The sequence below is a fragment of the Candidatus Accumulibacter aalborgensis genome, assembly GCF_900089955.1.
In the GTDB taxonomy this organism is placed as follows: domain Bacteria; phylum Pseudomonadota; class Gammaproteobacteria; order Burkholderiales; family Rhodocyclaceae; genus Accumulibacter; species Accumulibacter aalborgensis.
This window is the reverse complement of the sequence record NZ_FLQX01000090.1, coordinates 65150-79233: the sequence shown is the minus strand read 5'-3', so window position 1 is coordinate 79233 and position 14084 is coordinate 65150. Positions and strand designations below refer to the sequence as shown.

The window sequence follows — 14084 nt, the reverse complement described above, 5'->3', positions numbered from 1 at the left end:
GATCGACATCGAGAAGACGACCAGTGGGCCAAGCAACAGCAACCCGACGGCCGCCGACTACGACAACGAAGATGCGGCCGATGGTGTCGGCGTGCCGATTCTGACACCCGGTACCGCTGTCACCTGGACCTACAAAGTCACCAACACCGGTACCATGGCCTTCGCGAGAAGTGACGTGGTGATCGTCGATGATAACGGCACACCGTTGAATACGTCCGACGACCTCAGCACCACAGGGCTCGATCTCAAGAAGATCACGTACCTGTCCGGTGATCTCCAGAGCGACAATATCCTCTCGCCGGGCGAGGTGTGGCTGTACCAGGCGACGGGCACTGTCCAGAAGCTGACGACGACCCTCGGGGCTGCCAGCACATTCGACTTTTCGGGCACTAGCGCCACGGACGGCACCGACGGCAACGTCCGGACGTTCACCGCGGGATCGGTATCGGTTCATGCCAGTGCCTTCAGCCGCGACAAGACCAGTGGCGCGTGGGCGCAGGCCTGGCTCGGCAGCTACGGCGGCGGGCTGGGGGTGACCGACAGCAGCGAAGGCAGCGGCGCAAACAACACGCACACCGTCGACAACATGGGCGGCCGGGACAATTACGTGTTGTTCGAGTTCGATCAGAACGTGGTCGTCGATTCGGCCTTCCTGGGCTACGTGGTCAACGACAGCGACCTGCAGGTGTGGATCGGGACGCGCAGCAATGCGTACACCAGCCACGACACACTGCTCAGCGACGCCGATCTCACCGCGCTCGGGTTCACCGAGCTCAATAGCACCACGCTGACGACGACCCGACTGGCCGACCTGAACGCCGGTAACGTGTCTGGCAACGTGCTGGTGATTGCCGCCGACACCACGGATACCACGCCGGAAGACATGTTCAAGATTCAGAAAGTGACGGTCAACCTGGCGCAAGCCGGCGTCTATGAGAACAAGGCCACGGTGACGGCCAAGGGCGCAACGGATTCCGACCTCAGCCACTACAAGAACCCGGTCGCGGTGGCCACGGCTTCGGTGGGTGACAAGGTGTGGGACGACATGAACCACAACAATATCCAGGACGCCTCCGAACCCGGTATCGAGTCAATCAGGGTCAAGCTGATCGGCGCCGGTGCGGATAATATTTTCGGCACGGCCGACGACATCACCTTCAACACGACCACCGACGTCAACGGCAACTACCTGTTTTCCAACCTCGACCCCGGCACCTACAAGCTGCAGTTCGACAAGGCGAACGTCATGCACTACAACGCCACTTATGGCGCCACCTACAACATGAGCGACTGGAAGTGGGCGGTCAAGGACACCGGTAGCAACGATGCAATCGATTCCGATGTCGCCGGTGACGCGGTAGCCAAGACCAACGTCACCCTGACCGATGCCTTCACCCTGGTGGCGGGTCAGAACGACCTGACGCGCGACGCCGGCATCACGCCGCTGGTCATCGACCTCGACGGCAACGGCATCCAGACCGTCAGCCGCTCGAACTCGGCTGGCACGTTCGACCTGTTCGGCAACGGAGCCGCAGTGCAGTCGGGGTGGATCTCGGGCGGCGAAGGTTTCCTGGCGGTCGACAAGAACGGCAACGGCAAGATCGACAGCATCAGCGAGCTGTTTGGCGGCACAGCCAAGGGTGCGGGCTTCGCACAACTGGCCAGCTACGACAGCAACGGTGATGGCGTGGTCAATGCATTCGACGCAGCGTTTGCCGAACTGAGGGTCTGGCGCGATACCAACGGCAACCACCAGACCGACGACGGCGAGTTGATGACGCTGACCCAAGCCGGAGTGGTCGAGCTGGACATCCACTACACGGAGCTGCCGTTCCTCGATCGGCAGGGCAACGTTCACCTCGAACGCAGCAGCGCAGCGATGTCCAGCGGGCAGAGGGTGGACATGACTGACGTGTACTTCAACGTCTCGGCGGCCGATGCTGATGCTGCCGGCGTCTCCCTGCCGGGGATTGCCAACTTGCTCAACCCGACCGAGTTGGGAAGCTTGTTCGCGTAGGGCTGGCAGGGGCGCTGGCTCGCTACTCGTGGCGAGCCAGCAACGTGATCCGAGTATTGCAGGAGGGCGCCATGCGCCCTCTCTTTTTTGTACTGTTGGCTAGAGCCAGCGGTGCTCCCTAGCTCGTTGGGGTGTGGACGACACCAGACCTGGCCTGAGCGGCCGCCCACAAAGCCCTGACCACCAGCCCGTCCGGGCAAGCGTCAGCGATTAAGCGCACCCATCATGTTGCCGGGGTAGCGCGCGCCGGCGGCCGCATTGAACGGAAACGCCGCGCTGAGGGAATCGATCTGCATCGGCGAGAGCCGTACGGCGAGGGCGCCGACGTTCTCGTCAAGATACTTGCGCCGCTTGGTACCAGGGATCGGCACGATGTCATCGCCTTGCGCGAGTACCCAGGCCAGCGCGAGCTGAGCGGGCGTGCAACCGATCTCGCTGGCAAACGCCTTGACCTTGTCGACTAAGGTGAGGTTTATGGCGAAGTTCTCTCCCTGGAAGCGCGGGCTCGATCGACGGTAGTCGTCGTCGGCGAAATCATCGGGTCGCGTGATCGCACCGGTGAGGAAGCCCCTGCCCAGCGGGCTGTAGGGAACGAAGCCGATGCCGAGCCGGCGGCACGCGGCGAGCACGTTGGTCTCGGGGTCGCGCGACCATAAGGAGTATTCACTCTGCAGCGCCGTGATCGGGTGCACCTGGTGCGCGCGCTCCAGCGTGGCAGCAGACGCTTCGGACAGCCCGATGTAACGCACCTTGCCCACCCGAACGAGATCGGCAAGCGCACCGACCGTTTCCTCAATCGGCACCTTCGGGTCGACCCGATGCTGATAATAGAGGTCGATGGTGTCCACACCAAGCCGCCGAAGGCTGCCTTCGACGGCGCTGCGCACATACTCTGGGCGGCTGTCGAAGCCGCGCACCGAGGCGTCCTGTGGATCGCGAAGGATGCCGAACTTGGTGGCCAGAAAAACATCGCTGCGCCGCTCCCTGATCGCGCGCCCGACGAGTTCCTCGTTGGTGTGCGGGCCGTAAATATCGGAGGTGTCGAGGAAGTTGAGGCCCAGATCCAGTGCATGGTGAATCGTGGCGATCGACTCCCGGTCGTCGCGGCCGGCATAGAAATCGCTCATTCCCATGCAGCCCAGGCCCAGGGCCGATACTCGCGGGCCGTTGCGGCCCAGTTGTCGCGTCTCCATGCAGGTCTCCAGCAATAGAAAATCGTCAGCTTAGCACCACGTAGCAGCCGCCGGCATGGCATCTCTGTCGGTGACTGGCAAGATCTCGCGGCGGCCCGACACACCGTCCGCCAGGGTGGGAGCAGGGCTGGCGCCCGTCAGCCGCCGGATGCCACTCGCCGAACCTGAACCGTGGCCGTCATTCCCTGGAAGGCGTTGTCCGCGCCGAACCAGTGGCCGGAGATCGGTGAGGCCTGGCTCGGGTCGCGGGCGACGCCGACGCGGATCAACTGACTGCCGCCGAGCAGGTTGTTGGTCGGATCGAAGGTCACCCATCCGGCGCCAGGCAGGTAGGCCTGCAGCCACGCATGCGTGGTGCCGGCGCCGACCGTGTCGCCGTCGTTGCCGCTGTCCAGCGCCTGGTCGTAAAGGTAGCCCGACACGAAGCGTGCAGCAATGCCGAGGCGCCTGATCGCCTCCATCATCAGCAGCGCGAAGTCGCGGCAGGTGCCTGTGCCAATCCTCAAGGTCTGCAGCGGCGTCTGCGTGCCTTCCTGTTCGCGTTCGGCGTAGCCGAAATGGCGGCGAATGAACTGATTCATGTTTAGCAGCAGGTCGCGCGTCCCCGTTGGCCCGTCGGTGCGCATGAACTGGCGAGCCCAGTGCGTCAACACGCCCTCGGGGTCGTCGTAATGCGGGCGCATGTAGTGCTCCAGGTCGAAGCGTTCTTCGACGGAATAGGCAAAGGGAAAGATCAGTGCGCTGGGCGACAACTGCAGTTCCGGGTACAGGCTGCGCGCATGCTCGATGGTGAACGAGCAGATGATCTTCAGCTCGGTGGCCGCGCCCAAAGGCGTCACCAGGGCCACCGAGTTCGAATGCGGGTCCTGGATCATGCGCACCGCGGCGTCGGGGCTGACCTGCAAGTCAGTAGCCAGGACCCGTTGGTCATGGCTGTCGCGCGGGCGGAACATCACGCGATGCTCGCCGAAAGTCACCGGCACGCTGTAACGGTAGCAGGTGGTATGCGTAATGTCGTACTGAACAAACATGGCAGACATGGTGGGCAAGGGTCTCCGGCGGTGTCAAGGGGTGGCAAGGGGTGTCAAGGGCCATCATGCGCTCGATCACGCGAGCGCAGCAAGGATCAGGATCATCCAGATATTCCGGGTTGGCTCCAATGACTTCCCTGAACAACCATTCCCACAGTCGTGACGGTCGTGAATGTCGGGAAATTTTACACCTGGTGCCACGCAGGCATCGGCAAGACATGGTAATCCATTGATTGGATTTAATTGCCATTTCATGGCTCGTTTCGTGCTTTCCACAAAGCTGCCGTTCGAATACTCTCGGCTGCCGATCGCTGCTGCATCCCCGTCCCATTCTGTCGTGAACGAACCACAGGAGGTAGAGTATGAATCATGCATTACGTTGTATGGCCCTGGGCGCGGCGCTGCTCGTCGCCGGCCCGGTCGCCCACGCGACCATCATTCAGTATCATGCCGTTCTGACTGGCGCGGACGAGTCACCTGCAAATGCGTCACCCGGAACCGGATTTGCGTCGGTCGTGACTGATGACGTGGCTGACACGATGGAGGTTCACGTCACCTTTTCCGGCTTGCTCGGGATGACCAGCGCTTCGCATATTCACTGCTGCACAACACTCCCGTTGACGGGGACCGCCGGAGTAGCCACGACCACGCCCAGGTTCGCCGGCTTTCCGACCGGGGTTGCTGCCGGGAGTTATGATATTGTGCTCGACATGACTCTGGCGTCTTCGTACAATCCGGTTTTCATCACGGCGCATGGCGGCACGACAGCGGCGGCAGAAGCGTTCCTGTTCAGCGGCATGGCCTTGCAGGAGTCCTATTTCAACATTCACACCAATCTTTTTCCGGGGGGTGAGATCCGGGGCTTCCTGATCCAGATCCCTGAGCCCGAGAGTCTGGCCCTTCTCGGTCTTGGCCTCGCCGGACTTGCCTTCAGCCGCCGGAAGGCGACGTAGCCGCCGCGGCTGGTCAACAGACCCCGCTTCGGCGGGGTTTTTTTTGCCTATGGCCACCGGCACCGCGACCATGAGGATGCAAGAATGAATTTCTCCGATGTGCTCAAGGCCTTGAATCAGGCCTCGGCGTTCGAGCTGTTTCGTATGCGCGCGGCAATCGACCGTGTGCTCGATCAGCCGCATTGGCTGGACGCCATTCGCGGACGGCTGCGGATCGGGCAACTCGTCGAGTACTTCGACTGCCAGGCCAACGCTGCTTGCCCGGCCGAAATCCTCGAGTTGCGTCGCACGCGGGCGCTGGTGCGGGAGATTGCCACCCAGAAGCGCTGGCTGATTTCCTACGCCGCCTTCAATGTCGATGGCGCCGATGTGCAAATCCGCGAACAAGCGCGTCAGGGCCTCGGCCGCAACGAAGTGACCGTCGGTGAGGTGCTCGGCTTTCTCGACAGCAATCACAGACAACGCAGCGGCAAAGTGATCCGGCTCAACGAAAAGACCGTGACCCTTCTGTGTGGGCGGGAGCGATGGCGAGTAGCCTATACGTTCCTGCACCGGGTTGTCGAGTCGCAGGTACTCGACGGTGAGGTGCTCGAAATCGGCTTCTCGAGTGACGATGCCCAGGGGCAGCAGGAAGAGCCATGAGCGGATCAGACCTCTCGTCCCCGCCTTCTCGTCGCGCAGAAGTTCGCGCGCAGCTTCCCTTCCTCTTCCTGCCTGTCCGGCAAAGCGGCGAACCTTGCACGGCAAACCATTTCTTGCTATATAGTGACATCGGATCCCGTTTCACGGACATTGGTTCTAGCAGCGAGATCGGCAAATAGCAGGTATAGTTCGCCTGGCCAACAAAGAAGTCCGGGATAGATCTGTCGTCTTGTGGTGAGCGTGGATTGACCAAGGGGAGTGGGTAGCCGTGGTACAGCAAGGCGTCCTGGCACGGGTGTTCCGTGTCACGATCTGTGCGCAACAAAGGCCTTCGGTGGTCGATGAAAGCTATTTCATGCACAGTCGCCTGATCGACCTGCCATACACTCTCGGCAGCAGGTCCCTGGCGCCACCGACTGCATCTCGTCTCAGCGGTCAGGCCCCAGGCCAAAGGCCAATATCTGGCCCGGACGTTGAGCAAGGATTCCTCGGAGTTCCCCCCGGACAGACGTTTCTCCCCTCAGAAGCAAGAACACCCCCCCAAGCAAAGATCTCTTTTCACCCGCCTGCACGGCGGCGACTGCGTGCGCGCGCGCGGGAAAATTCAGCAACGTTGAGCAACCAATACGGAGGCAACAGATGAAGGTTACGCTGACCCATGATGAAATGAATGCCTATTGCAGCGAGCTTCACGATTCCAATGCGGCGTTCGGGTCCCATTATCCGGCGGATTCCTTTCACCGGCAGCCGGTGCACACGGTGTACGGGGGGGCCAATCTGTTCAAGGCCGGGTTTGCCGCCAAGCTGGGGGAAGTTGCGCTCAAGACGCTCGATACCTATGCACCGACCTACAGCGTATTCGCCCGCGCTCTGGGTTTGCCGCGCGCCGAGACGTTGCCGACCAACGCCACCGAACTGGCCAGTCTGACGCGCGCGCTGGAGGCGAATCCGGAGCAGGTGCGCGAGACCAAACAGGCCGCCTGGCTGGCTTTCACGGTCTACAACCGGGTAGTGAAAAAGCTGCAGACCGAGCCGATCGAGGACAACCGGATCGATTTCGAGGATGGCTACGGCAATCGCCCCGACGACGAGGAAGACAAGCACGCCGCTGCAGCGGCCGACGAAGTGGCCAAGGGAATGAGCGAAAATCTGCTCTCGCCGTTCATCGGCATTCGGGTGAAGACTTTTTCGGACGAGTGCAAGGTGCGCTCGATTCGCACCCTGGACATTTTCCTGACCCGCCTGGCCGAGAAGACCGGCGGCAAGCTGCCGCAGCACTTCATCGTCACCCTGCCCAAGGTAACCACCCCGACGCAGGTGTCCACCTGCGCAAAGATTCTCGAGAATCTCGAAGCCAGACTTGGTTTTGCCAAGGATTCGCTACGCATGGAAATCATGATCGAAACGACCCAGTCGATCATCAATCACAAGGGGGAAAACACGGTTCCGCTGCTGGTCGCCGCTGCGGGTGGCCGCTGCCGTTCGGCCATTTTCGGGACTTACGATTACACGGCTTCCTGCAACATCACGGCTGCACACCAGAGTCACACCCATCCGGCCTGCGATTTTGCCCGCAGCGTGATCCAGGTCAGCCTGGCCGGAACCGGCGTCACGATCAGCGACGGGGCGACCACCAGCATGCCGATCGGACCACACAAGGCGGCCAGGGACGCAGTGCTGACGGCCCAGCAGATGGACGAGAATCGCGCCGTCGTGCATGGCGCCTGGAAGCTGCACTACGACAATATCATGCACTCCATGCGACACGCCTACTATCAGGGCTGGGACCTGAACCCCGGACAGTTGCCGGTGCGCTACGCGGCGGTCGATACGTTCTTCCTCAGCGGCCTGCAGGATGCCTCGACGCGGCTGAACGCATTCCTCAACAAGGCCGCGCAGGCGACTCTGGTGGGCAATACTTTCGACGACGCGGCGACCGGTCAGGGCCTGCTGAATTTCTTCCTGCGCGGAATGGCCTGCGGTGCAATCACCGAGCAGGAAGTGCTGGCGACCGGAATCACGCTGGATGAATTGCGCTCACGTTCGTTTGTGCGCATTGTCAATAATCGGGCCCAACAGTAAACAGCCACCGCCCATCACCAAGGGGATTAACCATGACTGAGGTCAACAGCGGGATGCAAGCAGCGTTGCTCTATCTCGCGGCCGCCGATGCACTGATCAAGAAATCGCTGAGCTGGATCAAGCAGCAATGCATCGGCAACAAGGGAGTGTCGAACGACAAACTGGACGAGCATCAACTGGCCAGCTTCGACCTGGCCTGGTGCGCGGCTGAATCGACCGGCGCGCGTTTCGCCATTGCCTACGCCGACCAAGTGGCTGCGGCCGGCGCGGCAGGTGGCGGCGTCTGCCTGGAACAGCAGATGGCGCTGGTTTTTTGCGCCGAGGCGCTGCAGAACATCCACAATCGCTTGCGTGCGCGGCCGCAGAACTTCGGTCTCGACGACGACGACCTGGCGCCTCTGGCCGCCGCCGACCTCAACCGCTTCTGCCAGACGCAACTCGATGCCCGCAATCTGGAAGCGCTGGGCAGGCAGGTCGTCGCCCTGGATGGCGGCAGCGGCGCCTACCTGCTCAGCCACGATGCGGAGATGATGCAGGACGCCTTCCGCAAACTGGCGACCAATGTGGTGATGCCCCTGGCCGAGGAGATTCATCGCCAAGACCGGATCATTCCGCAGGAGATTCTCGATCCGCTGAACGAAATGGGCTGCTTCGGCCTGTCGATTCCCGAGCGCTACGGTGGCATCCAGAGCGACGATCATGAAGACAACATGGGCATGATCGTGGTCACCGAGGAGCTGTCGCGCGGCTCGCTGGGCGCGGCCGGCAGCCTGATCACGCGTCCGGAAATCCTCAGCCGCGCGCTGCTCAAGGGCGGTACCGAAGAGCAGCGGCAAAAGTGGCTGCCGCAGGTGGCCATGGGCGATCCCCTGTGTGCCGTCGCGGTCACCGAACCCGATGCCGGTTCGGATGTCGCGGCGATGCGACTCAAGGCGACCAAGTGCGACGGCGGCTGGATCCTCGACGGCGTCAAGACCTGGTGCACGATGGCCGGCAAGGCTGGCGTGCTGCTCGTCCTGGCGCGCTCCAATCCCGACCGCTCGCTAGGCCACAAAGGCTTGAGCATGTTCCTGGTCGAAAAGGACTCGTACGAAGGGCACGATTTCGAATACCACCAGGCGCAGGGCGGCGTGCTGACCGGTCGGGCGATCTCGACCATCGGTTATCGCGGCATGCATTCCTACGAGGTCTTCTTCGACCATGTCTTTGTTCCCGACGAAAATCTGGTCGGCGGTCCGGAGGGCGAGGGGAAAGGCTTCTACTTCACCATGGCCGGTTTTGCCGGTGGGCGTATTCAAACCGCCGCGCGGGCCATTGGCGTCATGCAGGCCGCTTTCGAACGGGCGGTGACCTATGCCGGCGAGCGCAAGGCCTTCGGCAAACCGATCGGCGAATTTCAACTGACGCTCGTCAAACTGGCGCGCATGGCAACGCTGCTCACTGTTTCGCGTCAATTCACCTACGCCGTCGGTCGTCTGATGGATCAAGGGGCGGGGCAGATGGAAGCCAGCATGGTGAAACTGTTCACCTGCCGGACGGCCGAATGGCTGACCCGCGAAGCGGTGCAGATTCATGGCGGCATGGGTTATGCCGAGGAATCGCCGGTCAGCCGTTATTTCCTCGATGCGCGCGTACTGTCGATTTTCGAGGGGGCCGAGGAAACGCTGGCCCTGAAGGTCATCGCACGCTCTCTCATCGACGCAGTGTAGACAAAATCAGAAGAAGGGGATAGTCATGGTTGCCGCCCAGAAAAAACGGGATCAGCCCTGGTTGATGCGGACCTATAGCGGTCACAGCTCGGCCAAGGCGTCCAATACCCTCTACCGGACCAATCTCGCCAAAGGCCAGACGGGATTGTCGGTGGCTTTCGATCTGCCGACGCAGACCGGCTACGACGCCGACAGTCCTCTGGCCAGGGGCGAGGTGGGCAAGGTCGGCGTGCCGATATCGAGTATCGAGGACATGGATCAGTTGTTCGATCAGATGCCGCTCGATCAGATGAACACCTCGATGACCATCAACGCCACGGCGCCCTGGCTCTTGTCGCTGTACATCGGTCTGGCGCAACGGCGGGGAATCGACGCGACGAAGCTGAGCGGCACCACCCAGAACGACATCATCAAGGAATATCTCTCGCGCGGCACCTACATTTTTCCGCCGGGTCCGTCGATGCGCTTGATCGCCGATACGATCAACTACACCGTCAAGCATGTGCCGAAGTGGAATCCGACCAACATCTGCAGTTACCATTTGCAGGAGGCAGGAGCGACGCCGGTGCAGGAACTGGCGTATGCGCTGTGCACGGCGATGGCGGTGCTCGACCGGGTGAAGGCTTCGGGCGAGATCGCGCCGGAAGCTTTTCCTCAGGTTGTCGAGCGGATCTCGTTCTTTGTCAATGCCGGCATACGTTTCGTTGAAGAGTGTTGCAAGCTGCGGGCCTTCGGCGAAATGTGGGACGAGCTGACCTTGCAGCGCTACCAGGTGGAAGATCCCAAGCTGCGCCGCTTCCGTTATGGCGTGCAGGTGAACTCGCTGGGGCTGACCGAGCCGCAACCGGAAAACAATGTGCAGCGAATCGTTCTCGAAATGCTCGCCGTGGTACTTTCCAAAGGCGCCAGAGCGCGCGCCATCCAGCTTCCGGCCTGGAACGAGGCGCTGGGACTGCCACGCCCCTGGGATCAGCAGTGGGCTTTGCGCATGCAGCAGGTGGTGGCTTTCGAAACCGATCTGCTCGAGTACGAGGACATTCTCGATGGGTCGCCGGTGATTGCCGCCAAGGTCAGGGAATTGATCGAGGGCGCAAGGAGGGAAATCGACCAGGTCGAAGCGCAGGGCGGGATCATTGCCGCGATCGAATCGGGCTATATCAAACGCGAACTGGTCGGCAGCCACATGAACCGCTTGCGCGCCATCGAGTCAGGCGATCTTAAAATCATCGGCGTCAACTGCTTCCAGGAAACGGCCGAATCGCCGCTGACCCTGGGAGCCGACGGCGGCATCATGAAGACCAATCCGGCCGCCGAGCGCGAGCAGATCGAACGTTTGCTGGCCCATCGCCAGAAGCGCAACGGTGACGAAGTTCAGGCCGCCTTGCAGGGGCTCACCGATGCCGCCAGGAGCGGCGAAAACGTCATGCCCAGCTCGATTCGCTGTGCCCTGGCGGGAGTCACCACGGGTGAATGGGGTGATTCGCTGCGCGCCGTTTTCGGCGAGTTCAGGCCACCGACGGGGATCGACATCGCCATCGACAGCCGCGAAGTGCTGGGCAAAAAAGATCTGGTCACCGATCTGCGCGCCAGAGTCGCCAGTACCGGCAGCGCGCTCGGCCGTCCGCTGAAACTGCTGGTCGGCAAACCGGGGCTCGACGGGCATTCGAATGGCGCGGAACAGATCGCCGTCAAGGCCAGAGACGTCGGTTTCGAGGTGGTCTACGACGGCATCCGTCTGACGCCGCCCCAGATCGCCCAGGCGGCCGAGGAAGAAGGCGTGCACCTGATTGGCCTGTCGATCCTGTCGGGAAGCCATATGGAACTGGTGGCCTCCGTCGTGCAGGAACTGCGCTCGCGCGATCTGGCCGATGTGCCGGTGGTGGTCGGTGGCATCATCCCGCGCGAGGATGCCGACAAGCTGCTGGCCCTCGGCGTGCGCGCGGTCTACACGCCGAAGGATTTCAATCTCAATGCCATCATGGTCGACATGGTGGACGTGATCCGTGAAGGCAACGGGCTGGCACGGCTTGGCTTGCCGCATTAGAAAATGACGGTCATCAACCTTCCCGAGCCCGAGCAGTTGGCCGCACGGATACTGCGCGGGGAACGGGCGGCGGTGGCCAGTGGTTTGAATCTGCTGGACAACAAGCGGGCCGCCGCGCGCGATCGATCGGCACGGCTGCTGGCGTCGCTGTCCGCCGAGCAAGCCTTGCCCAAGGGTCACCTGATCGGGGTCACCGGACCACCCGGCGCCGGCAAGTCGTCGCTCGTGGCGGCGATGATCCGCGAGTGGCGCCTCGCGGGAACGACGGTCGGCGTGCTCGCGGTGGATCCGTCCAGTCGCCCCGAGATGGGTGGTGGCGCCTTGTTGGGTGATCGCATCCGGATCAAGAACTCGTCGCATGACGAGGGGCTGTTCATCCGTTCGCTGGCCAATCGCAATCAGTTGGGCGGCGTCGCCACCGAGGTCTGGCCGATGAGCTGGCTGATGTTGGCCTGCTTCGATATCGTCCTCATCGAAACGGTCGGTGTCGGCCAGACCGAAATAGACATTGCCGAGATCGGCGACACCATCTGTTATGTCGCGCAGCCGGCCTCGGGTGACACAATCCAGTATCTGAAGTCGGGTATTATCGAAATCCCGGACATTTTCGCGGTGAACAAGTGTGACCTGGGCGCCCCGGCACGCAAGACGGCGGCCGAAATCAGCCGCAGCGCGCCTCGGCAGGACCGCCGGGAGGCGTGGGATTACCCGGTGTGCCTGGTCAGTGCGACGATGAATACCGGCATCAAGGCCTTCCACGAACATTTTGCCAGGCACCGGCAGTTTCTCGCCAATACCGGCCTGCTGGGCAAACTGCGCAGCCGCCACCAGAGTGCCTGGGTCATCCGCTTGCTGAAAGAGGAATTCGGAACTTTTGGCTTGGAACTGGCCGGCGGCCGCGAGCTCATTGGCCAGCGCCTGAGCGAAAATGGAGTTAATCAGTTTGCCGAATACGAGCAGTTGCGAAAGCACATTCTTTCCCGATTCATGTCGGTAAATCCACCGAGCAGTCCAACCAAACGGTCATGACCGTTTCCCTCACCCCCGACCCCTCTCCCGCGCGCGGGAGAGGGGAGATTCGTGAGTCGCTTGCGCGACTTTCACATTAAAAGGAGCATCTTGATGAGCAAACCATTGTATGAACTAGGCGATAGACCTCCCCTGGGCGAAGTCCCGGAAAAAATGCACGCCTGGTTGATCCGGGCAGATCGCTTTGGCAAGCCGACCGAGGCGTTTCAGAAAGAAGTCGTCAATACGCCGTCGATCGCCGATGACGAAGTGCTGGTGCACGTGATGGCGGCGGGTATCAACTACAACAACGTCTGGGCGGCGCTCGGTTTTCCCGTCAATGTCATCGCTGCACGTAACAAGGGCGGCGAACCCGAAGATTTCCATATCGGCGGCAGCGATGCGTCCGGCATCGTCTACGCGATCGGCAAGGATGTGACCAACGTCAAGGTCGGTGACGAAGTGGTGATGCATTGCGGCCAGTGGAACCGCAATTGCGAGTGGGTCAAGGGTGGCGGCGATCCGATGTACTCGCCGTCGTTCAAGATCTGGGGTTATGAAACCAATTACGGCAGCTTCGCCCAATACACCAAAGTGCAGGGCCACCAGTGCATGCCCAAGCCCAAGCACATGACCTGGGAAGAGGCGGCGTCCTATACGCTGGTCGCGGCGACCGCCTGGCGGATGCTGCATGGCTGGGGTGCCAACTCGATCAAGAAGGGCGACGTGGCCTTGATCTGGGGCGGGGCCGGCGGCCTGGGTTCGATGGCCATTCAGATCGCCAAGGCGGTTGGCGCGACCTCGGTGGCCATGGTATCAGGCGAGGACAAGTTCGATTACTGCATGAAGCTGGGCGCCAAGGGCTGCATCAATCGCAATGATTTCGATCACTGGGGAATGCTGCCGCACTGGAAAGACAACGCCGGCTACGCCAAGTGGCTGAAGGGTGTGCGCTCCTTTGGCGCGAAGATTTGGGAAGTGCTCGGTGAAAAGCGCGCGCCGAACGTCGTCTTCGAGCATCCCGGCGAATCGACCATCCCGAGTTCGATTTTCGTTTGCGAGACCGGCGGCATGGTCGTCGTCTGCGCCGGCACCTCGGGCTATAACGCCACTGTCGATCTGCGCTACCTGTGGATGCGGCAGAAGCGTCTGCAAGGCTCGCATTTCGCCAATGCCGTGCAGTGCAACGAGATGAACGAGTTGGCGCTGCAGGGGCTGATCGATCCCTGCATGTCGCGGGCGTTCACCTACGAAGAGCTGCCGGTTGCCCATCAGTTGATGCACGACAACCAACACCCGCACGGCAACATGGCGGTGCTCATTGGTGCTGCCGACTTCGGTCTCGGCGCCAGCGGCAAGCCGTCGGTGGCGATTGCGCATCCGACGCTGCCCAAGGGCGACGTCC

9 protein-coding genes and 1 pseudogene are annotated in these 14084 nt (G+C 61.8%); 8 read left to right on the top strand and 2 right to left on the bottom strand.

Annotation, left to right across the window (positions count from 1 at the left end; translation table 11 throughout):
• Window positions 1-2017, top strand: a 2017-nt coding sequence (locus tag ACCAA_RS05260; protein ID WP_281193165.1) for an SdrD B-like domain-containing protein, incomplete at its 5' end; no start/stop codon positions are given.
• 203 nt (window positions 2018-2220) lie between these two features.
• On the opposite strand, the gene ACCAA_RS05255 is transcribed toward ACCAA_RS05260, so the two are convergent.
• Entirely contained in the window at window positions 2221-3210 is a 990-nt protein-coding gene (locus tag ACCAA_RS05255; protein ID WP_186406176.1) for an aldo/keto reductase, read from the bottom strand.
• A 137-nt stretch (window positions 3211-3347) separates the two neighbouring features.
• Window positions 3348-4241 (bottom strand): transglutaminase family protein, encoded by an 894-nt coding sequence (locus ACCAA_RS05250; RefSeq protein ID WP_186406182.1) that lies wholly within the window; start codon window positions 4239-4241, stop codon window positions 3348-3350.
• Window positions 4242-4603: 362 nt separating this feature from the next.
• Here ACCAA_RS05250 and ACCAA_RS05245 point away from each other — a divergent pair, with 362 nt between their 5' ends.
• The 7 genes and pseudogenes from ACCAA_RS05245 to ccrA form a co-directional block, all read left to right on the top strand.
• Window positions 4604-5194 (top strand): CHRD domain-containing protein, encoded by a 591-nt coding sequence (locus ACCAA_RS05245; protein ID WP_186406175.1) that lies wholly within the window; start codon window positions 4604-4606, stop codon window positions 5192-5194.
• A gap of 84 nt (window positions 5195-5278) precedes the next feature.
• A complete protein-coding gene (locus tag ACCAA_RS05240; protein ID WP_186406174.1) occupies window positions 5279-5836 on the top strand; it encodes a hypothetical protein in 558 nt (185 codons plus the stop codon).
• A 639-nt stretch (window positions 5837-6475) separates the two neighbouring features.
• A complete protein-coding gene (locus ACCAA_RS05235) occupies window positions 6476-7918 on the top strand; it encodes a DUF6986 family protein (RefSeq protein WP_186406173.1) in 1443 nt (480 codons plus the stop codon).
• Window positions 7919-7950: 32 nt separating this feature from the next.
• Complete coding sequence (locus tag ACCAA_RS05230) at window positions 7951-9627, top strand: acyl-CoA dehydrogenase family protein (RefSeq protein WP_186406172.1); 1677 nt, start codon at window positions 7951-7953, stop codon at window positions 9625-9627.
• Window positions 9628-9652: 25 nt separating this feature from the next.
• Complete coding sequence (locus ACCAA_RS05225) at window positions 9653-11671, top strand: protein meaA (protein ID WP_186406171.1); 2019 nt, start codon at window positions 9653-9655, stop codon at window positions 11669-11671.
• Window positions 11672-11674: 3 nt separating this feature from the next.
• Window positions 11675-12700, top strand: a complete 1026-nt coding sequence (locus ACCAA_RS05220) for an ArgK/MeaB family GTPase (protein WP_186406170.1) — start codon at window positions 11675-11677, stop codon at window positions 12698-12700.
• Between the two features lie 93 nt (window positions 12701-12793).
• Window positions 12794-14026, top strand: a pseudogene (gene ccrA / locus ACCAA_RS05215) (crotonyl-CoA carboxylase/reductase); the annotation flags it as partial.
• Between the last annotated feature and the right edge of the window lie 58 nt (window positions 14027-14084).

What these genes read in the sequence shown, in the direction of transcription:
- ACCAA_RS05255 (WP_186406176.1), bottom strand. Translation starts at nt 3,210, where the DNA reads ATGGAGACGCGACAACTGGGCCGCAACGGCCCGCGAGTATCGGCCCTG.
- ACCAA_RS05250 (WP_186406182.1), bottom strand. Translation starts at nt 4,241, where the DNA reads ATGTTTGTTCAGTACGACATTACGCATACCACCTGCTACCGTTACAGC.
- ACCAA_RS05245 (WP_186406175.1), top strand. Translation starts at nt 4,604, where the DNA reads ATGAATCATGCATTACGTTGTATGGCCCTGGGCGCGGCGCTGCTCGTC.
- ACCAA_RS05240 (WP_186406174.1), top strand. Translation starts at nt 5,279, where the DNA reads ATGAATTTCTCCGATGTGCTCAAGGCCTTGAATCAGGCCTCGGCGTTC.
- ACCAA_RS05235 (WP_186406173.1), top strand. Translation starts at nt 6,476, where the DNA reads ATGAAGGTTACGCTGACCCATGATGAAATGAATGCCTATTGCAGCGAG.
- ACCAA_RS05230 (WP_186406172.1), top strand. Translation starts at nt 7,951, where the DNA reads ATGACTGAGGTCAACAGCGGGATGCAAGCAGCGTTGCTCTATCTCGCG.
- ACCAA_RS05225 (WP_186406171.1), top strand. Translation starts at nt 9,653, where the DNA reads ATGGTTGCCGCCCAGAAAAAACGGGATCAGCCCTGGTTGATGCGGACC.
- ACCAA_RS05220 (WP_186406170.1), top strand. Translation starts at nt 11,675, where the DNA reads ATGACGGTCATCAACCTTCCCGAGCCCGAGCAGTTGGCCGCACGGATA.